The organism is Streptosporangium sp. NPDC005286 (genome assembly GCF_040607515.1).
Taxonomy (GTDB): domain Bacteria; phylum Actinomycetota; class Actinomycetes; order Streptosporangiales; family Streptosporangiaceae; genus Streptosporangium.
This window is the reverse complement of the sequence record NZ_JBEXGU010000095.1, coordinates 14,501-35,537: the sequence shown is the minus strand read 5'-3', so window position 1 is coordinate 35,537 and position 21,037 is coordinate 14,501. Positions and strand designations below refer to the sequence as shown.

General features: G+C 69.4%; 17 protein-coding genes. 14 read left to right on the top strand and 3 right to left on the bottom strand.

What is annotated here, in order from left to right:
* Positions 1-268 precede the first annotated feature (268 nt).
* The 4 genes from ABZU75_RS28910 (at position 269) to ABZU75_RS28895 (ending at position 3,200) form a co-directional block, all read left to right on the top strand.
* Positions 269-1,279, top strand: coding sequence for a sigma-70 family RNA polymerase sigma factor (locus ABZU75_RS28910; protein ID WP_355560707.1), 1,011 nt, complete (start codon positions 269-271; stop codon positions 1,277-1,279).
* A gap of 111 nt (positions 1,280-1,390) precedes the next feature.
* Complete coding sequence (locus ABZU75_RS28905) at positions 1,391-1,825, top strand: SgcJ/EcaC family oxidoreductase (protein ID WP_355560704.1); 435 nt, start codon at positions 1,391-1,393, stop codon at positions 1,823-1,825.
* Between the two features lie 266 nt (positions 1,826-2,091).
* Positions 2,092-2,949, top strand: a complete 858-nt coding sequence (locus ABZU75_RS28900) for a 3-methyladenine DNA glycosylase (RefSeq protein ID WP_355560701.1) — start codon at positions 2,092-2,094, stop codon at positions 2,947-2,949.
* On the top strand, positions 2,922-3,200 hold the full coding sequence (locus tag ABZU75_RS28895; RefSeq protein ID WP_355560698.1) for a DUF488 family protein: 279 nt from the start codon (positions 2,922-2,924) through the stop codon (positions 3,198-3,200). The genes ABZU75_RS28900 and ABZU75_RS28895 overlap by 28 nt, the downstream gene beginning before the upstream one ends.
* Here ABZU75_RS28895 and ABZU75_RS28890 read toward each other — a convergent pair.
* The gene (locus ABZU75_RS28890) at positions 3,159-4,169 is read right to left on the bottom strand and encodes a hypothetical protein (RefSeq protein WP_355560695.1); all 1,011 of its coding nucleotides are present in this window, start codon (positions 4,167-4,169) and stop codon (positions 3,159-3,161) included. The two genes, ABZU75_RS28895 and ABZU75_RS28890, sit on opposite strands and share 42 nt — an antisense overlap.
* A 247-nt stretch (positions 4,170-4,416) precedes the next feature.
* Here ABZU75_RS28890 and ABZU75_RS28885 point away from each other — a divergent pair, with 247 nt between their 5' ends.
* The 7 genes from ABZU75_RS28885 to kdpA all read left to right on the top strand — a co-directional run bounded on the left by ABZU75_RS28885 (position 4,417) and on the right by kdpA (position 13,010).
* A complete protein-coding gene (locus ABZU75_RS28885) occupies positions 4,417-4,935 on the top strand; it encodes a toxin-antitoxin system HicB family antitoxin (RefSeq protein ID WP_355560692.1) in 519 nt (172 codons plus the stop codon).
* Between the two features lie 83 nt (positions 4,936-5,018).
* On the top strand, positions 5,019-5,867 hold the full coding sequence (locus tag ABZU75_RS28880) for a DUF4097 family beta strand repeat-containing protein (RefSeq protein WP_355560689.1): 849 nt from the start codon (positions 5,019-5,021) through the stop codon (positions 5,865-5,867).
* Positions 5,868-5,890: 23 nt separating this feature from the next.
* Positions 5,891-6,841 (top strand): ATP-binding cassette domain-containing protein, encoded by a 951-nt coding sequence (locus tag ABZU75_RS28875; protein WP_355560686.1) that lies wholly within the window; start codon positions 5,891-5,893, stop codon positions 6,839-6,841.
* Positions 6,838-7,629 (top strand): ABC transporter permease, encoded by a 792-nt coding sequence (locus ABZU75_RS28870; protein ID WP_350912204.1) that lies wholly within the window; start codon positions 6,838-6,840, stop codon positions 7,627-7,629. The genes ABZU75_RS28875 and ABZU75_RS28870 overlap by 4 nt, the downstream gene beginning before the upstream one ends.
* 25 nt (positions 7,630-7,654) lie before the next feature.
* Positions 7,655-8,863, top strand: coding sequence for a cytochrome P450 (locus tag ABZU75_RS28865; RefSeq protein ID WP_355560683.1), 1,209 nt, complete (start codon positions 7,655-7,657; stop codon positions 8,861-8,863).
* Between the two features lie 226 nt (positions 8,864-9,089).
* The gene (locus tag ABZU75_RS28860) at positions 9,090-10,988 is read left to right on the top strand and encodes a sensor histidine kinase (protein ID WP_355560680.1); all 1,899 of its coding nucleotides are present in this window, start codon (positions 9,090-9,092) and stop codon (positions 10,986-10,988) included.
* Positions 10,989-11,345: 357 nt separating this feature from the next.
* A complete protein-coding gene (gene kdpA / locus ABZU75_RS28855; protein ID WP_355560678.1) occupies positions 11,346-13,010 on the top strand; it encodes a potassium-transporting ATPase subunit KdpA in 1,665 nt (554 codons plus the stop codon).
* Positions 13,011-13,050: 40 nt separating this feature from the next.
* On the opposite strand, the gene ABZU75_RS28850 is transcribed toward kdpA, so the two are convergent.
* Together ABZU75_RS28850 and ABZU75_RS28845 are read right to left on the bottom strand one after the other, a co-directional pair.
* Positions 13,051-13,635 (bottom strand): GNAT family N-acetyltransferase, encoded by a 585-nt coding sequence (locus ABZU75_RS28850; protein WP_355560675.1) that lies wholly within the window; start codon positions 13,633-13,635, stop codon positions 13,051-13,053.
* Between the two features lie 110 nt (positions 13,636-13,745).
* A complete protein-coding gene (locus ABZU75_RS28845; protein ID WP_355560672.1) occupies positions 13,746-15,209 on the bottom strand; it encodes a helix-turn-helix transcriptional regulator in 1,464 nt (487 codons plus the stop codon).
* A gap of 198 nt (positions 15,210-15,407) precedes the next feature.
* Between ABZU75_RS28845 and ABZU75_RS28840 the strand changes: the two genes are divergently transcribed.
* From ABZU75_RS28840 to ABZU75_RS28830, 3 genes are all read left to right on the top strand, one after another.
* On the top strand, positions 15,408-15,965 hold the full coding sequence (locus ABZU75_RS28840) for an ATP-binding protein (protein ID WP_355560669.1): 558 nt from the start codon (positions 15,408-15,410) through the stop codon (positions 15,963-15,965).
* Between the two features lie 287 nt (positions 15,966-16,252).
* Positions 16,253-16,660 (top strand): hypothetical protein, encoded by a 408-nt coding sequence (locus tag ABZU75_RS28835; protein ID WP_355560666.1) that lies wholly within the window; start codon positions 16,253-16,255, stop codon positions 16,658-16,660.
* Complete coding sequence (locus ABZU75_RS28830; RefSeq protein ID WP_355560664.1) at positions 16,660-20,976, top strand: AAA family ATPase; 4,317 nt, start codon at positions 16,660-16,662, stop codon at positions 20,974-20,976. Before ABZU75_RS28835 ends, ABZU75_RS28830 begins: the two co-directional genes overlap by 1 nt.
* Positions 20,977-21,037 lie beyond the last annotated feature (61 nt).

The window sequence follows — 21,037 nt, the reverse complement described above, 5'->3', positions numbered from 1 at the left end:
GAGTACATCGAAAACCAGAAACGCCCGGACTAACGACCAGACGTTCACAACCCCAGGACCGGGAAGCGATTCCTCCCGGGCATGAACGCCCGGGGTTCCTCGCTAGATAACGCTGAACCAGAAGGCGGGGAGACACATGATCCCTGTGAAGGCGGTGAGTTCCCGGTCTGGTTCTCAGGGGCGGATTGTCGGCTGCGATCACACCACTCCACCTTGGTTTTCCTGCCATACCCTGGCTCCGGTGGGCCAGAACGGGGGATCAGCGCGGATGAATCACGGCTGGACGGACAGGTCCACCGCGGCGGAACTCCTGATCGCGGCCCAGGCCGGTGACGGCGACGCCTTCGGACGTCTGGTCGGACCGCTGCGGGATCAGCTGCACGCGCACTGCTACCTGATGCTGGGGTCCGTCCATGACGCCGAGGACGCCGTACAGGAGACCCTGGTCCGGGCTTGGAACAGCCTGGAGCGGTTCGAGGACCGGGGGTCGATCCGGCCGTGGCTGTACCGGATCGCGACCAACAGGTGCCTGACCCTGATCGAGCGCAGGGGGCGCCGCGAGCTTCCCACCGATCTGAGCCCGGAGGGCACGCCGTCGGTCGAGGCGATGTGGCTCGAACCCTACCCCGACCACCGGCTGAGCTGGACGGCGGAGCTGAGCCCGGAGGCTCGAGTGGTGGTTCTGGAGAGCGTGGAGCTCGCGTTCGTCGCCTCGCTGCAGCACCTGTCGGCCCTGCAGCGAGCTGTCCTGCTGCTGCGCGACGTTCTCGGGTTCGCGGCCCGCGAGGTCGCCGACCTGCTGGACACCACGGTCGCGGCGGTCAACAGCGCGCTGCAACGGGCCAGAAAGGTCCTCGACGGCCTGCTTCCGGCGACCACCCAGCGGGCAACCCTGGACGCGATGGGCGAGACGACGCGGCGGGAAGTGGCCCGGCGGTACGCGGCCGCGTGGGAGGCCGGGGACATCGAGGCCGTCGTGGCGATGCTGACAGACGACGCGAGGTACTCGATGCCACCGTTGACGGCCTGGTACGAGGGCCACGACGGCATCCGGACGTTCCTGGCCGAGGCGATGTCGAACCGGCGGTGGCGCTTCCTGCCGACGCGGGCGAACGGGCAGCTCGCGTTCGGCACCTACCTGTGGGACGAGGACAGGGGCGTTCACGTCGCGGCGGGCCTGGATCTTCTCGTCCTGAACGGTACGAGGGTCGCCGAGGTGGTCGCCTTCCTGGACGCGGAGTTTCCGGTGTTCGGCCTCCCGGCGGAGCTGCCCGGCTGACCGGTTTCGGCCGATTGGCTGAGGGCGATCCGGCGGCGCGCGATGACTTTCCGGGTCGGCGCGGGTTGTAGTCCTGACGGGATCACCAACCGGAAAGGACCGGGCCGAAGAATGCCTGCTGACGAGGAACAGATCCGGATTCTGGTCGAGAACTGGGCCGAGGCGGTCCACAGGGGCGACATGAGCGGCGTCCTCGCGGACCACTCTGAGGACATCGTGATGTTCGACGTGCCGCCACCGTACGAGGGTGTACGCGGTATCGACGCCTACCGCGAGTCGTGGCCGCCCTTCTTCGACTGGCAGAGACAGGGAGCCCTGTTCCAGATCGACTCGCTGGACGTCACCGCCGGTGACGACATCGCCTACGCGCACGCCCTGCTGCGCTGCGGAACGCGGGAGGATCTCGCCGACCGGCCTGAGAACCGCCTGAGGCTCACGCTCGGCCTGCGCAAGGAGCACGGCCGCTGGATCGTCGCCCACGAACATCACTCGTTCCCCGACGTCGGTACGGACACCGGCGAGGCGAGGGCCGACCCGCGCCCGTAACGGGGCCGTCGGCGGCGGCCTGTCGCGGGCGAGGCCACAGCGGCTCTCGCCCGCGACAGGTCGGATTCGAGACCGCATCAGGTCAGGAGGCGGGCGGCTCCGGGCCGTGCGGGCTGCGACGGTCCATCCGGTACGACTGACCTGTGGGAGTCAGGCGCCGGTTCCGGGGCGAGAGCGGCAGACCCCGCCAAACCATGATCTACGACTGCGGGGAGGGAAGAGTCTCCGTTTACCACTTACCGGCCGGCGCTTCCTACCATGCTGGGGTGGAAGTGCTGAGCGAGCGGGAGTGGCGGGGCCGGGCCTCGGCGCATCGGGACCGGGTCGGGGCCTGGGTCGAGCCGCATCTGCGCCGCGGCCGGGAGCGGGTCGCCCACCCGGTCGAGGACTTCCTGTTCACCTACTACAGCTTCCGGCCCGGACGCCTGCTGCGATGGCATCCGGGGGCCGAGGTGATCCTGGCGGGGGCGAGTTCCTTCGGGCCGAACTACCGCGACCGCGCGGAAGGCGCCGTACTGGACCTTGAGCTGGTCCTGCCGCAGCGCGCGGCAGCGATCGGCTGGACGAGGGAGCTGCTGGCCGCCACCGCGAGCCGTCCGCCCTATCTGGGCTGCTTCGGGATGCACGAGTGGGCGATGGTCTACCGGACGCCGGAGGCGGAGATCCGGCACTCCTCCTTCCCGCTCCGGCTCTCCCCCGAGCGGATCGAGGAGATCGTCGACCAGCGCGGAGTGCGGTGCGGCCACTTCGACGCGTTCCGTTTCTTCACCGCCCCCGCCCGCCCGCTCAACGTGATCCAGCCGACCCGCGAACGCCAGCGGGAACTGGAGCAGCCGGGTTGCCTGCACGCCAACATGGACCTCTACAAGTGGGCCTACAAGCTGTCGCCGCTGATCGGCAGCGAGCTGGTCGCCGACTGCTTCGCGCTCGCCCGCGACATCAGGACCGTGGACATGCGGGCCAGCCCGTACGATCTGGGCGCCCTGGGTTACCGGCCGATCCAGGTGGAGACCGCCGAAGGCCGCGCGGAGTACGTGACCGCCCAGCGCGCCTTCACCGAACGCTCCGCTCCACTCCGCCAACGCCTGCTACAGGAGTGCGACCGGCTACTGGCCCTGACCTGACCGCCGGACGGCTCGTCAACGCTGACGCGGGTGAATGCCTGGACCGAATCGCGGAAGCAGCCCGGCGGCAGGCGGTAGCGGTCATGTGCTTCGAGGCCGACGAACATCGCTGTCATCGCGATCTCGTCCTGGAAGCCGTCCGCGAGCGATTCAGCCGCGCCGTACCGGCCTGTGTCTCGTATGCGGGGATCTCAGGAAGGCGATCGCGGCTATCCGGCGTGCTGGTGGAACAGGCCGCAGAGGCGTTCTAGGCCGAGGCCGCTGATGAGCAGGCGTTCCTTGGCGTCGCTGAGGAGGTCGGCGGTCCAGGTGGTGAATCCGCCGTCGCCGAGGCTGTGGTCGTCCCCGGTGGGGGTGGCGGCGCGGATCTCGAAGCAGGCGCCGCTGTAGTAGCCGCGGCCGCTCACCCGGTCGTCGTCGAAGGCGAACGTGGTGTCGGGATGCGCCGGTGCGAGCCGGTTCAGGACGTGTTCGTGTAGGGCCTGGCGATGCCGTCCCTCGGTCAGGTCGGTGAGGAGCACCCGTACGGCGGAGATCTGGTAGCCGAGTTCGCGGGCACCGCGCAGGACGTCGAGGTGGACGCCGATCTGCTCGGCCAGCGCCGCCGTCTCGAAGGTGAACGACCCCTCGGCGCGACCGGCGGTGCACAGCGCCAGCAGCGCGAAGTGCGCGGACATGCCAGGCCCGGCGAAGGCCTGGGCGCGCACCACCCGATGGACGGCGGCGAGCCGAACCCGTTGGCGTGACCGAGGGGCGGCCCGCAGCGACTCCCGGCGGCGTACCGCGCATTCCAGGGCCAGGACGTTGGTGGCGTCCGCGACGACCTCGGTGTTGCGGACGGTGGTGACCACCTTGCGCTGGTCCACGGTCGCCACCGCCGAGTTGGTACCCAGCGGGCAGAGTGGTGACAGCGCCAGCCCGGTGAAACCATGCCGGGCCAGCCGTCCGTGCACGAGCGCGTCCAGGCGCGCCAGCTCGCCCGCGTCCAGCGCCGACGGCGCGGTGAAACGGTTGCGCTCGTAGGCCCGCAGCAGGCCACCCGGTGTCACGGCGGCGGCGCGGCGGCGGTAGACCTCCAGTAGCAGCGTCTGCAGGTCGGTCGGCGAGAGCCGTTCGACCAGGGCGCTCAGCAACCCGGGGGTGGCACCCTCGCGCAGGATCCGGTCGAGCCAGGGGGCGGACGCCGACCGGTCCACACTCCGTTCAGACAGATCGTTCATCACCTCATCGTGCTGGACGGCAGGGCACGGCCGCACCAGGTTTATCCGTCACGCCCGCGTCGCCAAGCGGCAAGTGCTTCACTCACACCTGACTTCTCGCGGAGCCCCGCTTTCCAGCAGTTGACGTGCGAGTTCCGGGGTCGGTCTGTCGTGTCGTGATCGGTTGAACATCCAGTCTGAGCCAGAGTGGTGCCAATCTGAGCCAATATGGCTTGCTGATGGCACCATGGTGTGCCATAGTGATGCCATGAACCTGACCCCGTATGTGGCCTCCCTCGGTCGCGAACTGCTGACCGCCGTCGAGACCGGTGATGGCGACGCCAGCGCGCTGATCGAACGGTTGACCGTGTCGATGGAGTCGGCGATCCGGCTCACCCTGCTCGAGGCGTTGTCGGCGGCCGCCGACGAGATCACCCGAGACCTGGCCCCCGGTTCGGTCCAGGTGCACCTGCGTGGACGCGACCCGGACTTCGTCGTGACGGTTCGGCAGGCCGAGCAGCCACTCGCCGACACCCCGGATCCGGGCGCGGTGTCGGCCGATGACGCCGCGGCGAGTTTCGAGGACGGCCCAGTGGCACGGATCAACGTCCGCCTCCCGGAACAGCTCAAGGCCGCGATCGAGGAGGCGGCGGGCAAGGAAGGTCGCTCGCTCAACGCCTGGCTGGTGCGGGCCGCCTCGACCGCGCTGCGTGCCCCGGAGAGCGACCACGGCTCCGACCGGCGCGGCAAGCGCAACGCGCAGCGTTACACCGGCTGGGCCCGCTAGCCCACGCCGACACCCGGAACCACTTTCTTCGTACATCTCCGACCAGCGGGGATGTTCTTCCGACTCATTCTGAGGGGATAGCCATGCCGGTTTTCGCCACGCCTGAACCGATTTCCGCCACGATCGAGCTCTCCGTCGGTGACGTGCAGATCATCGCGAGCGACCGGACCGACACCGTCGTCGAGGTGCGGCCGAGCGACGAGTTCGACGAGTCCGATGTGGACGCCGCGCAGAAGACGCGTGTCGAGTACGCCAACGGCACGTTGACGGTCCGTGGGCCGAAGGCCCGCATGCTCGACTTCTCCAAGAAGACCAGGTCGGTCGACGTGCTGATCGAACTTCCCACCGGCTCGCACGTGCACGCGGACCTGTCGGTGGCCGACCTGCGCGGCGTCGGCACGCTGGGGGAGTGCCGGCTCAAGGCGTCGGTCGGGCATTTCCGCCTCGATGGGACCGGGCCGCTTCGACTGGACACCACCGGTGGTGACATCACCGTCGAAGCGGTCGCGGGTAACGCCGATGTCTCCACCAGCACCGGGCGCGTGCACATCGGCGAGATCGGCGGCACCGCCGTCATCAAGAACTCCAACGGCAACACCGACATCGGCACCGTCACCGGCGAACTGCGGGTGCGCTCGGCCAACGGCGACATCTCCGTCGACCGGGCCGACGCCATGGTGGACGCCAAGACCTCCAACGGAACCATTCGCATCGGCCAGGTCACACGCGACACCGTCACGCTGCACACCTCGACCGGCCACCTCGAAATCGGTGTCGCCGCCGGCACCGCCGCATGGCTCGACCTGAACACCTCGTACGGGCGGGTGGAGAACTCGCTGGACGGCCTCGGCCAAGCACCGGAGAAGTCCGAGCAGACCGTCGAAGTCCGCGCGCACACGTCGTTCGGCGACATCACCGTCCGCCGTTCCTGACCAGATCTCGAAAGGGGTTCACAATGACCATGCCATCCCAATCCGCGATCACGGCGACCGGACTGCGCCGGTCCTACGGCGAGCACGTCGTGCTCGACGGCGTCGACCTGAACGTCCCGCGTGGCACCGTTTTCTCGTTGCTCGGCGCCAACGGCGCCGGCAAGACCACCACAGTCAAGATCTTGTCCACCCTGATCCGCGCCGACGGGGGCAGCGCGCGGATCGCGGGTCACGACCTGTTCGCCGAGCCGGACGCGGTGCGTGCCGCGATCGGCGTCACCGGCCAGTTCTCGGCGGTCGACAACCTGCTGACCGGTCAGGAGAACCTGACCCTGATGGCGGATCTGCACCACCTGGGCCGCAAGGCGGGCAGGCGCAGGACCGCCCGGCTGCTCGAACAGTTCGACCTCGCCGATGCGGCCAACAAGACGGCGGCGACCTACTCCGGCGGGATGCGGCGGCGGCTCGACCTCGCGATGACGCTGGTCGGCTCACCGCAGGTGATCTTCCTCGACGAGCCGACCACCGGGCTGGACCCGCGCAGCCGCCGCGCCATGTGGCAGATCGTGCGGGAGCTCGTGGCGGGTGGCGTCACCATCTTCCTCACCACCCAGTACCTGGAGGAGGCCGACGAGCTCGCCGACCGGATCGCGGTGCTCGACCACGGGAAGATCGTCGCCGAGGGCACCGCGGACGAGCTCAAGCGGCGCATTCCCGGCGGCCACGTCCTGCTGCGGTTCGCCGACGAGCGCGACCTCGAATCCGCCGCGCGCGTCGTGGACCAGGCGTCTCGCGACAGCGACACGCTCGCCCTGCGCGTACCGCACGACGGCAGCCTCAGGTCGCTGAAGGCGCTGCTCGACCGGCTTGACCAGAACGCGGTCGAGGTGGACTCGCTGAGCGTGCACACCCCCGACCTCGACGATGTCTTCCTCGCTCTCACCGGCAACAAGGAGAAGGTGACCGCACGATGAGCACCGTGTCGCACGCCCTGACCGACTCGGCGACGATGCTTCGCCGCAACCTCAAGCGCATGGTGCGCTACCCGTCCATGACACTGCAGCTCATCGGCATGCCGATCGTCTTCCTGCTGCTGTTCGTCTACGTCTTCGGCGGCACGCTCGGCGCCGGGCTCGGCGGCGTCTCCGGCGGACGTGCGGAGTACGTCAACTACGTCACCCCCGCGATCATCCTGATGACGATCACCGCCGCGGTCCAGGGCACCACCATCTCGATCGCCATGGACATGACCGAGGGCATCGTCGACCGGTTTCGCACCATGGCCATCGCCCGGGTGTCCGTCCTGACCGGGCACGTCATCGGCAGCCTCATCCAGACGATGCTCAGCATCGCGGCGGTCGTCGGCGTCGCGCTGCTCATCGGCTTCCGGCCGTCGGCGGGGCCCGGCGACTGGCTCGCCCTCATCGGTGTCCTGGTGATGATGGCCTTCGCCTTCATCTGGCTGTCGGTCGCGTTCGGCCTGGCCAGCAAGACCGTCGAGTCCTCCAGCAACGTCGGTATGCCGCTGCTGCTGCTGCCGTTCCTGGGCAGCGGGTTCGTCCCGACCGACTCGATGCCCACCGTGCTGCGCTGGTTCGCCGAGTACCAGCCGTTCACGCCGCTCATCGAGACCCTGCGCGGCCTGCTGATGGGCACGCCGATCGGGAACAACGCCGTCATCGCGGTCGGCTGGTGCGTCGTCATCGCGCTCGGCGGCTACCTCTGGTCGAAGAAGCTGTTCAACCGCGAGTCCACCCGCTAAGCCGCACTTGAGCCAAGGGGAAACGATGCAGCACCAACGGATTTCGCCGGTCGACTCGCTGCCCATCACCCGCCCCGAGGGGTGTCCGTTCGATCCGCCACAGGAACTGGGCCGGATCCGTGAGGCGAACCCGATCACCAGGATGACCTATCCCGACGGGCACGTCGGCCGGCTGGTCACCGGCCATGCCTTGACTCGCGCGGTCCTGGCCGACACCCGGTTCAGCTCCCGGTACGAGCTCATGCACTTCCCGCTGCCGATTCCGGGCGTCACCGAGTTTCCGCCCGCGCCGGTCGGCGATCTCACCGGGATCGACGCGCCCGAGCACACCCGCTACCGCAGGCTGCTCACCGGCAGGTTCACCGTTCGCCGGATGCGGGTGCTCACCGAACGCGTCGAGCAGATCACCGCCGAGCACTTGGACGCCATGGAGGACCACGGCCCGTCCGTGGATCTGGTCGAGGCGTTCGCCCACCCCGTCCCGGCGATGATGATCTGCGAACTGCTCGGCGTGCCGTACGAGGACCGCGCGACCTTCAACCGTCACGCGAAGGCGCTGACCTCCTCGTACATCTCCCAGGAGGAGATGTACGCGGCCTGGAACGCGCTGCAGGAGTACGTGCGTGGACTGGTGCAGGCCAAACGCGCGAACCCCACCGACGACGTGCTCAGCGAGCTGACCGCGAGCGACCTGAGCGACGAGGAGGTCGCCGGCCTCGGCGCGTTCCTGCTCGGTGCCGGGCTCGACACCACCGCCAACATGATCGCGCTCGGCACCTTCGCCCTGCTGAACCACCCGGACCAGCTCGCCGCACTGCGCGCCGACCCGAGCGGCGTCGACCGGGCGGTGGAGGAACTGCTGCGCTACCTGACCATCACGCACACCAACGTCCGGGCGGCGTTGGAGGACGTCGAGCTGGACGGACACCTGATCAGGGCGGGCGAGACGGTCACCCTCGCGGTCCAGACCGCCAACCGCGACCCGGAGAAGTTCCCCGACCCGGACACCCTCGACCTGAGCAGGCAGGCCACCGGGCATCTGGCCTTCGGCCACGGCATCCACCAGTGCCTCGGCCAGCAGCTGGCCCGAGTCGAGATGCGGGTCGCGCTGCCCGCGCTGTTCGGCCGGTTCCCGACCCTCCGCCTGGCCGTCCCGGCCGAGGACGTTCCGTTGCGCCACAACATGAACATCTATGGCGTGCACCGGCTCGAGGTCACCTGGGACCAGGAATAGCCGCTCGGAATCGTGCGATGCCGGGGGAGACGATCCAATCCGGAGTCCTGGCGGACGGCGATCTCCCCCATGTGCCGGAAGTGGTCGCGCAGGAACCCGGGCGGCACGGATTACCAGGCGTTTCGTCACTGCCGCCGGCCGAAGATCGCCACTCGGGGCCTGACCTGGTCGTCAGAGTTTGCTGACAGGTCGGCACAGGCCCCAGAATCCCCTACTGGGGGGATCCATGGGGCGGAAAGCGGGCTACGCGGTGCGGGTCGCGGCCCTGTCCCTGGGCACGCTCGGCCTCGCGGCGCTGGCCGCGCACGTGGTCATCGAGCTCGCGATCAACCCCCGGCCGCCCGGTATCGGCGACACCGCCCGCGTCCAGGCACTGCTCAGCACCCCGCTGGGCATGCTGATCGTGCTGCGCCGTCCCGGGCTGATCGTCGGCTGGCTGCTCCTGCTGGTCGGGGCGGCCAACGGCTGGGTGACGCTCGCCATCTCCCTGTACGAGGTGTACGGGCAGGGGGCGGTGCCGCTCCCGCCGCCGCTCTACTGGCTCCTCTGTTTCCGTAGCGCCGTCACCACCTGCACGGCGCTCATGCTGCCGCTCGCGCATCCGGACGCCGGCCTGCTGCGGCCCCGATGGCGCTGGGTCTACCTGGCGCTGATCTCGTGGCAGCTGCTCCTGCTGGTGATCGCCATCCCGCGGCTGCACGAGTCCGCCGGGCCGCTCGCGAGCCTGTACCAGGTGTCCGCCGCGATCTGCGGGCCGCTGCTCTGGGTGAGCCTGCTCGTGCTGCTCATCCGGTTCTGGCGCGCCGACCCGGACGTGCGGCGGCAGATCGCCTGGCTGGCGCCCGTCGTGGCGTTCGACAACCTCGCCTTCAACGAGATCCTCGGCTGGGACTACCTCTGGCTGGACACCATCGGCGAGGCGGCCGTGCCGATCGCGGTGGCCATCGCCGTACTCCGCTACCGGCTCTACTCGATCGACACGCTTGTCAGCCGGGCCCTGGTCGGCGGCGCCCTGGTGGTCTTCGTCGCCGCGGCGTACCTGGCCGTCGGCGCGCTCACCGGGCTCTTCCTGGCCGACTACGGCGAGCTCTTCGGCGTGGTCGCGGCGATCTTCGCGGGTCTGTCGTTCCTGCCCGTCCAGCGGCGCCTGCAGCGCCTGCTCGACCGGCTCCTGTACGGCAGGAGCGGCGACCCCCGGGTGCACGCCGAAGCCCTGCGGCGGCAGATCCAGCACGCCGGTCCCGCCCAGGCGCTGGAGGCGGCGGTGCGGGCGGTGGCCGACGGCCTGGCGGTGACCGGGGCGGCGGTCGAGACCGAGGAGAGCCACGTCGTCGGCGAGCTCGGGGACGACCCTCGCAAGGTCCCCCTGGTGTGGCACGGTGAACCCGCCGGGACGCTGCTCCTCGGCCCGCCCGGGGCGCGGCGCTTCCCCCGGGCGTACGAGCGGCGGATGCTGGCCGTCCTGGTGCCGATCGTCGCCGACGTCGCGCATGCCGTACAGATGGCTCATGACCTGCGGCGCTCATGGGAACGGGCGGCCGGGGCGCGGGAGGAGGAGCGGCGGCGGCTGCACCGGGACCTGCACGACGGGCTGGGGGGCCGGTTGACCGGGATAACGATCGGGCTGGAGGCGGCGCGGCGATCCCTGAGACACTCCCCCGATCTGGCCTATCAGCTGCTGTCCGATCTCCGGGTGGGGATGGACGCCGTGAACGGGGAGATGCGGGAGCTGGTGCAGGGCCTCCGGCCCCGCACGCTGGACGCGGTCGGGCTGGAGCAGTCGATCCGGCGGCTGGCGGTGGAGGTGCCGGTCACCGTCGGGGGGAGCCTGGCGGGGCTGCCACCCGCGGTGGAGGTCGCGGCGTACCGGATCGTGCAGGAGGCGCTGACCAATGCCCGACGTCATTCCGGTGCGGAGGTCATCACCGTGGCGCTGGAGCGGGCGGGCGACCTGCGGGTGCGGGTCACCGACGACGGGGTGGGCGTCGGCGCGCCGGCTCGGGGCTCGGGCTCCGGCCTGTCGACGATGCGCGAACGGGCTGCCGAGGTGGGCGGCACCTGCTCGATCCGTGACGGCGAGTACGGCGGCACCGTGGTCGAGGCTGTTCTCCCCGTCCCGGCATGACCGGTGCGGGCCGGTGGGTGCAGGTGGCCGGGAACCGCACGAGAGGAGTACGAGCGAATCCTGTGGAGCAGAATTTCGACACGGCCGCCGAGTAAGCCCTCCGCTCAGGTCGGCGAGACCAAGTGCAAAGTAGCTCTTCGTAAACGCCTGCGGATGTAGGGTTACCGCAGGCCCGGCCTGTTGATGTGGGGCAATGTCCACGGGTGCATGTCACAGGTCGCGACAACGCCGACTACTTCTCCCTCGTTGGACAGATCAACTTTGCGAGGGGTATTTGATGTCGCTGAGTGTTCGTATCGCGCCCGGGGCGCGCAGAGCGGCTGTCCACGCACCTGACCGGGACCTGGGGATGGTGCGATGAGCGGCTGGCTGCAGGCCGCGTTCATCCTCATGGTTCTGGTCGCGCTCCACATACCGCTCGGCGACTACATGGCGCGCGTCTACACCGACTCTCGGCACTGGCGTGCCGAGAAGGTGATCTACCGGCTCTGCGGGATCGACCCCCAGGTCGATCAGCGCTGGATCCATTATCTGACGGCGTTGCTGGCCTTCTCGGGCACCGGTGTCCTGCTGCTGTACGTGCTCCTTCGGCTCCAGGCCGAACTGCCGCTGTCCGTCGGCCACGCCGGTCTGTCTCCTGCTCTGGCGTTCAACACGGCGGTCAGCTTCACCACCAACACGAGCTGGCAGAACTATTCGGGCGAGTCGGCACTGGGCCACTTCGCACTGGCGGCGGGTCTGGGGGTGCAGGCGTTCGCGAGCGCCGCCGTGGGGATGGCCGCCGGCCTTGCGCTGACCCGCGGGTTGATCCGCCGCCGCACGGACCGGATCGGGAATTTCTGGGTCGACGTCATCCGGAGCGTCACCCGTATCCTGCTGCCGCTGTCCTTGCTGTTCGCCATCGTGTTCGTGGCTCTCGGCGTCATCCAGAACCTCGAAGGCATTCGCACAACGGTCACCACCCTCACCGGCAGTCGGCAGCCGATCCTGGGGGGTCCGGTCGCCTCATGGGAGTCGATCAAGCTGATGTCCGGTGACGGCGGAGGGTTCTTCGGCGTGAGCAGCGCTCATCCGTTCGAGAACCCGACATCCGTCACCAACGTGATCGAGATCGTGCTGATGCTGCTGATCCCCACCGGGTTCATCCGCATGTTCGGCCGCCTGGTCGATGATCGACGTCAAGGCTGGACGCTGCTGGCCGTGGCCGGAACTCTGTTCCTGCTCGCGCTTGTCGGCGCCGCGGCGGCGGAGAACGCCCACCACGGAACCGTCCCCACCGCGGTGGGTGCGGCGACCGAGGGCAAGGAGACCCGGTTCGGCGTGATGGGAGGTGCGACCTTCGGTGTCGCGGCGACCGCCAGCGCCGACGGGGCGTCCAACTCTGGCTATGACAGTTTCACCAGCCTCGGCGGCGGGGTCTTGATGGCGATCATGATGCTCGGTGAGGTGAGCCCAGGCGGCTGCGGAAGCGGCCTGTACGGACTGCTGATCATCTCGCTGGTCGCGGTCTTCCTGGGCGGGCTCATGATCGGGCGTACCCCTGAGTACCTCGGGAAGCGGATCGGCTCCAGGGAGATCAAGTTGGTGGTGCTCTACCAACTCGCCACTCCGGTCGCGGTCCTCGTTGGCTCCGCCCTGGCCATCGGCTCATCGAACGGACGCGCGGCGATGGGCAACACCGGCGCGCATGGCTTGTCTGAGGTCGTGTACGCATTCACCAGCACCGCCAACGGCAACGGAAGCGCGTTCGGCGGTTTGAACGGCGACACGGCCTTCTTCAGCACCGCCCTCGCGATCACCATGCTGATCGGCCGCTATCTCCCGATCATCTTCGTCATCGCTCTGGCGGGAAGCCTGGCAGGGCAGCAGCGCGGCACCACGACCATCGGCACGCTGCGCAGCCATGGGCCCGCCTTCGCACTCATGACCGTCGGCGTGGCACTGATCGTTGGGGGTCTCACGTACCTGCCCGCTTTGTCACTGGGCCCTCTGGCCGACGGGTTGCACCACACGCTCAGGTGATCGGCTCCGCGACACCGGACCTGCTTCTCGCACCGTCCGATCATCTTTGTTGGAGCGACGCGTCCGGTGGGTGGAGGGGAAGCGGCAGGGTCAGGACGTCGAAGAGGGGGGCGTGGGGTAAGGCGTTGCGTAGTTGGGCGGCCTTGCGCCAGCCCCAGTGTGCGTACGCGCGGTAGGCCGTGATGTTGGAAGGGCGTACCAGCAGGGTCGCCCGGGACTCCGGGCGGGTCGACAGTAGTTCGTCGTGCAGGGCGTGGGCCACGCCACGCCTCGTCCAGGCCTGCCGGACCATGATCTCGGACAGGGCGAAGGTGCGGTGGCCGTCCTCCTCGGCCCAGCCCGGCTCCACCGGGGTGAGCAGGTGCCGCCACCAGCCGCCGTCCGGCGGTGGCAGTGCCCAGCCGAAGGTCTGGCCGATGGCTTCCCCCTCGTGGTAGGCGATCACCAGATCGAAACAGTCGCGTGCGGTGTAGGCGTCGAGACGCCGGCGGAACGCCTCCTCGGTCTGGAAGGGATCGCCGGTGGCGATCGTCTTGCCGTACGCGTCCAGGTAGATGCCTGTGACCAGGTCATGTACGGTGCGTGCTCGCGCCGCGTCGTATCGGTGGAAGACGAGATCCCGCATGCCGTTCTCTCCTGAGCTGGTGTGGTGACCACCCACGTTCACCGGGGTCCGACAGCGGGGGCCACGAAGACGATCGCCCGGGAAGCCGGTGGGGATTCCCGGGCAGCGCGCTAGGCGATGAGGGTGTCGTACCGGGTGCGGAACTCCGCCGAGGCCGACCCGACCTCGGCGCGCAGCGATCGAAGCTCCTTCAGGGGGCGGACGGATGTCACGCCGCCGGTCAGGGTGGACAGCACGGCGAGGCCCTCGTCGATCGCCTGGGTCCGGTCGCCCTGCTGGAGCAGCGCGCTCGCCAGTTGCGCGTGGGAGCAGGCGCGGTTGCGCGGCGACAGCGAGCCGTTGTCGAGCACCTCGTGGTACAGCTTCGCCGCGCGGATCGGGTCGCCCAGGTTCCGCCTGCCACTTGCCTCGTGCTGGTCGATCTCCGTCTCGGAGACGAACAGGATCCATTCCGGGTCGTCCTGGTGCGGGCCGCGGTCGAGTTCCCGCCGGGCGCGGATGAGGGCACTGCGGAAGGCCGCCTCGTCGCCGAGCACCGCCGAGGCGTTGGCCTCGCGGAGCGCGACCAGGGCGTGCAGCCGGGGCGAGGGCAGGTGGCGAGCCTCATTGCCCGCGCGGCTCGCCAGGCGCAGCCCTTCGCGTGCCGTCCCCCGGGGTCCCGTGGTGCGGGCGACGTAGGTGGCCAGCATGGCCATGCTCAGCAGCACGTGCGCGGTGAGTTCGGTGTCCTCCGCGGCGTGTGCCAGCGCGAGCGCCTCGCCGTACAGCTGCCTGCTCAGGGCCAGGTCGCCGCCGTCGAAGGCGAGCCAGCCGGTGCAGATCGCGAGGTTTCCGGTGGCGGACAGCAGCTCGCTCCCGACGGCCATGGTGTAGTCGCTCTCGTCCACCATCCGGCGGGCCCGCTGGAACTGGCGGACCGCCTGGGGGAGCAGGGCGGTGCCTCCGACACTCTGGTCGGCCCGGTAGAGCCGGTCCGCGCTGGCGCGCAGGTAGTGTGCCTGCGCCATGCTCACCTGGCTCGGTACGTGGATGCTGTCCAGTCCCAGCCCGAGCGCGCCGCCCAGGACGAGCCCGGAGAACTCTCGGCGTTTCATGTCCATCTGCTCTGATACCTCCTTGGTGTGAGGTTCGCTGTCCGGATCTCCCGTGACAGAAGGCGTCGGGGTGTTCACCCGCCCTGATGCCTCTCCACTGTCCGGATCTCCGGTGATGAGAGGCATCAGCGCGGTGCGCGGCATGTCGATCGCGTCGGCGAACCGCAGCAGCTCGCGAATGTCGTACAGGGAGTGGCGGCAGCCGCCCTCGATCCTGGAGACCGTGCTCTGCGATCCCCAGCCGACCAGGTTCGCCATCTCCAGCTGGCTCAGACCGCTCACCCCGCGCACGATCGCCACGCAGGCACCGAGATCCAGGTTGGCCAGCGCCTCACGCATCGGAGCCGAGTCCCAGAGCCACGACGGCGCGCGCCATCTCTCCCCGCGCGCCGCCCTGAGGCAGGCCGCGCAGAGCGGGTCCGGGTTGTACCGGCTGAGCGGGGTCAGGCGGCAGGCGGGACAGACGCGCTTGTTGGCCATTCCGCGATCCCTTTCCGAGGATCAGGGGAGAGACGCTACGTAACGTGATCGATTCATCACAATGCCAATGTGGCATGGCCTCTGTTCGAGATCAATATCGAGGTCAGGTTGGGCGGGGTTGCGGGCGCCTGCAATCTGTGGCCGTAGGTAGCCGATCGGTTACCAAAGGCGACGGTTGAACGCACCGGGAGGTATGGCTTGGTCCCCCCAGTCAGGTTCCACGGCTACCACGTGCTGGTGAAGGCGCTGCGACCCGGTTCCGCCGCCCATCGGGCTCGGGCCGTCATCAGGCGGGTGCTCCAGGACGTGGGTTTCGACGGCGAGGATCTCAGTGACGCCGAGAGTGCGGTGGCCGAGCTGGCGGCCAATGCCGAGGAGCACGGCTGGCAGCCCTTCGAACTGCGCGTCGTCTTCGTGGACGGTGAGCCGTCGTGGTGCGAGGTGGTCGACGGGGATCGGGACCTCGGCGCCATCCCCGCCGTCCTCGATCGGCTGCGTTCCTCCGGTGATGAGCCCGAGCTGCTCGCGGAGCGCGGTCGGGGCCTGCTGCTGGTGCACGCGCTGTCCGAAGGTCGCTGCCGGGCGTACCCGACCCGGATCTGCGCCACCGGCACCCCCGGCAAGGCCGTCGGTTTCGCCCTGCCCACCAAGACCGGTCCGCGTCCGAGCGCCCCCGTGCCGGACGACGGACCGCCCCCGAAGGCCGGTGCCCACCTTCCCACGCAACCGTGGGCACCGGCCTTCCCTGACCGGTAAAACCCGCAGCGGCAAAGGAATGTGGGCCGTACGGCGGCGCAACGCCCGCCTGCTTTTCCGAACCACCGGTCGGGGCTCTTCGCCGTCAGCTTCGCCGGTCAGAAAGGACGCGTCAGAACTCAGCGCCGAATTATGGGCCTGCCGGTGTCCGGTCGGTGTGCCGGATAGAGCGGAAGCGTGTACTGCTCCGGGCTATCAGAGTAGATTCCGGATATCTGCTGTACGCGGGTGAAACCAGTCGCATACAGCGCGGAGTCGGCGCGGGGGGCCATTAATAAAATAGGGGAGTGCTCGTGGTCGTTCGGCTGAGTGTCGAGGGCGAGAATTCTGCGGACACGGTGCGGGATCTGTACGCCTGGCTGTCGCAGGAGCCCGAGTTGCGCGGGCGGGTGCGGATCGTCGAAGGTGACCCCGAGCCGGGTGCGCTGGGTCCGGTCGTCGAGGGGCTGCAGATGGCGCTGGGCGCCGGAGGGGCGTTCGCCTCAACGGCGACCGTGCTGGTCGCGTGGTTGCGATCGCGTCGTGGTGAGGTGAGCGTCAAGCTCAGCCGTGGCGAGGGGCAGCCCAGCATGGAGGTGACCGCCAAGGGCGTCAAGGACCTGGACGTGGCGGCGGCCAAGGCCCTCACCGAGCAGCTCACCCAGGTCCTCACCGACGCCGCCGCTGCCGACACCGATGGCGCCCAGGGTTCCTGATGGGAGCGGATGGGCCGCCGGAGCTGATGCTGGCCCGGCCCAGCGCCCGGGTGCTGCTGGTCGGATCGGGTGCTCATGTGGCCGGGTCACGGCTGGGCGCGGTGCCCGCGGTCGCGCGGACGGTCGCCGACGTGGGCCGCTGCCTGATCGAGCGGGCCGGGCTGGATGCGGCCCATCTCACCACGGTGGTGGATCCAAGGGATCCGCAGGAGTTCGGCGCGGCGCTGGTGCGGGCCGCCGATCAAGCCGAGGATGTGCTGGTCTTCTACTACGTGGGCCACGGTCTGATCAGCCCGCGCGGGGAACTGCATCTGGCCACCCGCGCGAGTGTGGATTTGACCCAGGGCATCGCCGGCCACCAGGCGCTGCCGTACTCGACGGTGAACGAGGTGCTGTCCACCTGCCGGGCTCCGCTGGTGCTGATCGTGCTGGACTGCTGCTTTTCCGGGCGAGCCCGAAGCGCAGGGCGCTCTGGGCTGGATGAGGTGTTCGCCGCCACCCAGCACGGCAGCTACGTGCTGGCCGCGGCCGGGCGGGATGAGGCGGCGTGGGCGCCGGACGCTCAGCGGCACACCGCCTTCTCCGGAGCGTTGATCACGGTGCTGGCCGGCGGCGACCCGGCGGCCGGGCCGTATCTGAGCGTGGACGGCCTCTACCGGTCGCTGTCGCGCACGTTGACCGAGCAGGGCTTTGCCGCGCCGCGCCGGCAGGCCACCGGGTTCGGCGACCGGCAACTGCTGGCCGTCAACCCGGCCCACCACGGGGGTGCGGCCGGGCAGGTGGGGGAGGTCAGCCCCTACCGTGGGCTGGCCTCCTTCGGCCCGGATGATGCGGAGTTCTTCTTCGGCCGCGCCGAGCTCACCCGCACCCTGGCCGACCGGGTCGCCGCGCAGCTGGCCGGCGCCCGACCGTTGATGGTGGTCGGGCCGTCCGGGGCGGGCAAGTCCTCGCTGCTGCGCGCTGGGCTGATGCCCGCCCTGGAGCGTGCCGCCGGGGTCGGCGTGCTGGTGATGACCCCCGGCCGCGACCCGCTCACGACCCTGGCCGACCGGCTCGCGCCCCTGGACGGCTCCCCTCCGGCCGACCTGCGGCAGCAGCTGATGAGCGACCCCGGTCGTCTGCGGGATGTGCTCACCGGGCCGGGGCAGCGGGTCATCATCGTGGACCAGTTCGAAGAGCTGTTCACCCTGTGCCCGCACGAGGCGGAGCGCCAGGCCTTCCTGGCCGCGCTGCATGCGGCCTGTACGGTCGCGGTGGTCGTCATCGGCATCCGCGCTGACTTCTTCGGCCGGTGCGTCGGCTACAGCGAACTGGCCACCGCCCTGGAACATCCGGTGGTGGTCACTCCGATGAGCGTCGCGCAGTTACGCCAGGCCATCGAAGGACCCGCCCGCCTGGCCGGGCTCACCCTGCAGCCTGGCCTGGTCGACCTACTGCTGGAAGACCTCGGCGCCGACCTGGAGGCGTCCGAGCCCAGCGGTGTGCTGCCGCTGCTGTCGCACGTCCTGCTGTCCACCTGGCAGCGCCGCGAGGGCGCCACGCTCACCGTGACCGGCTACCTGGCCACCGGCGGCATCAACCGGGCCCTGGCCAACACCGCCGATGCCACCCTGACCGGCCTGGACCTGCCTGGCCAGCGCGCCGCCCGCCAGTTTCTGCCCCGCCTGATACGCCTGGGCGAAGGCGCCAACGACACCCGCACCCGGGTTCCCCTGACCGAGTTACTGACCTCTGCTCCCGATGTTTCCGATCGGGAGCAGACCCGGCAGGCGCTGGAGCGTTTCGTCAACGCTCGGCTGCTCACCGTCGACGCCGACGTCGTCGAGATCAGCCACGAGGCGCTGATCCGCGCCTGGCCCCGCCTGCGTGAATGGATCGACGCCGACCGCGCCGGTCTTCTCCTCCGCCAGCAGCTCACCGAAGACGCAGCCCAGTGGCTACGACACGGCCGCGATCTAGCGTTCCTCTACCAAGGCACCCGGCTGACCGCTGCCCAGGAGGTCAAGCAACAGTGGGACGCCGACCCCATTCGGTATCGTCCCCTTGATACGGTCGCCCACGAGTTCCTCAAAGCCGGCACTCACGCCGCACGGCGCACCGCCCGCCTGCGCCAATCCGCGCTCGCCGCCCTGGTCGGCTGTCTCATCATCGCTATCATCGCCGCTGCCGCCGCGATCAACGCCGCCAACGACGCTGACCACCAGCGCACCCTGGCGCTATCCCGCCAGCTGGCGGCACAGAGCGAAATCCTCGGCACGGCAGATCCTGTCACTTCCACACTCCTGGCGGCAGCGGCCTGGCGCATCGCCCCCACACCCGAAACCCGCGTCGGCCTGCTCACCGCAATTGGCAGGCCCGGCCGTGGAGTCCTCCACGGCCATATCGGTGAGGTCTACTCGGTGGCCTTCAGCCCCGACGGCAAGACCCTGGCCAGCGCCAGCAGCGACGCCACCGTGCGGCTATGGGATACGGCCACCCACCGGCCGATCGGAACCCCGCTCGCCGGCCACACCGAGGACGTTACCTCGGTGGCCTTCAGCCCCGACGGCAAGACCCTGGCCAGCGGCAGCTGGGACGACACCGTGCGGTTGTGGGACATGGCCACGCGCCGGCCGATCGGAACCCCGCTCATCGGCCACACCGAGGACGTGATCTCAGTGGCCTTCAGCCTCGACGGCAAGACCCTGGCCAGCGCCAGCACCGACAGGACGGTCCGGCTGTGGGACGCGGTCACGCGCCGCCCGATCGGAACCCCCCTCACCGGCCACACCGAGTCCGTCTTCTCGGTGGCCTTCAGCCCGGACGGCAAGACCCTGGCCAGCGCCAGTGAAGACAGGACGGTCCGGCTGTGGGACGTGGTCACGCGCCGCCCGATCGGAACCCCCCTCACCGGCCACACCAGCTTCGCCACCTCGGTGGCCTTCAGCCCGGACGGCAAGATCCTGGCCAGCGCCAGCACCGACAGGACGGTCCGGCTGTGGGACGTGGTCACGCGCCGTCCGATCGGAACCCCCCTCACCGGCCATATCGGCGAGGTCTTCTGGGTGGCGTTCAGCCCGGACGGCAAGACCCTGGCCAGCGCCAGCACCGACAGGACGGTCCGGCTGTGGGACGTGGTCACGCGCCGTCCGATCGGAACCCCCCTCACCGGCCATATCGGCGAGGTCTACTCGGTGGCGTTCAGCCCGGACGGCAAGACCCTGGCCAGCGCCAGTGAAGACAGGGCGGTTCGACTGTGGGGCATAGTCACGCACCGCCCGATCGGAACCCCCCTCACCGGCCACACCAGCTCCGCCACCTCGGTGGCGTTCAGCCCGGACGGCAAGACCTTGGCCAGTGCCAGTGGCGACATGGTGCGGCTGTGGGATGTGGGCACGCGCCGCCTGATCGGAACCCCCCTCACCGGCCACACTGAGAACGTGATCTCGGTGGCCTTCAGTCCCGACGGCAAGACCTTGGCCAGTGCCAGTGGCGACATGGTGCGGCTGTGGGATGTGGGCACGCGCCTTCAGATCGGCGCGCCCCTCACCGGCCACGACCGGAGCGTCACCTCGGTGGCCTTCAGTCCCGACGGCAAGACCTTGGCCAGTGCCAGTGGCGACATGGTGCGGCTGTGGGACGTGGGCACGCGCCTTCAGATCGGCGCGCCCCTCACCGGCCACGACCGGAGCGTCACCTCGGTGGCCTTCAGTCCCGACGGCAAGACCTTGGCCAGTGCCAGTGGCGACATGGTGCGGCTGTGGGACGTGGGCACGCGCCTTCAGATCGGTGCGCCTCTGAGCGGCAACACCGGTGCGATCTTCTCGGTGGCGTTCAGCCCGGACGGCAAGACCCTGGCCAGCGGCGGCGGCGACAGGACGGTGCGGTTGTGGGACGTGGGCACGCGCCTTCAGATCGGTGCGCCTCTGAGCGGCAACACCGGCGCGATCTTCTCGGTGGTGTTCAGCCCGGAGGGCAAGCCCAGGAGCGTCAACATCGGCGCGATCTCTTCGGTGGCGTTCAGCCCGGACGGCAAGACCCTGGCCAGCGCCAGCGTTGACAAGGTTGACAATACGGTGCTGCTGTGGGACACAGCCACGCGCCGCCTCCTCGGAGCCCCGCTCACCGGCCATACCAATGAGGTCACCTCAGTCATGTTCAGCCCCGATGGCAAGACTTTGGCCAGCGCCAGCGAGGACAAGACGATACTGCTGTGGAACGTTGCTCTGCCCACAAACCTCTACGCAGCAGCCTGCGCCATCTCTCCTCGGTCCCTCCGCCGAGAGGAATGGAACCTCTACATACCCGGCGAGAAGTTCCAGCAGGTATGCCCCTGATCTCCTTGGTGCTAGCGCAGCCCAACGGGGTTTGGTGATGACGGTCTGAAATGGCCCCACT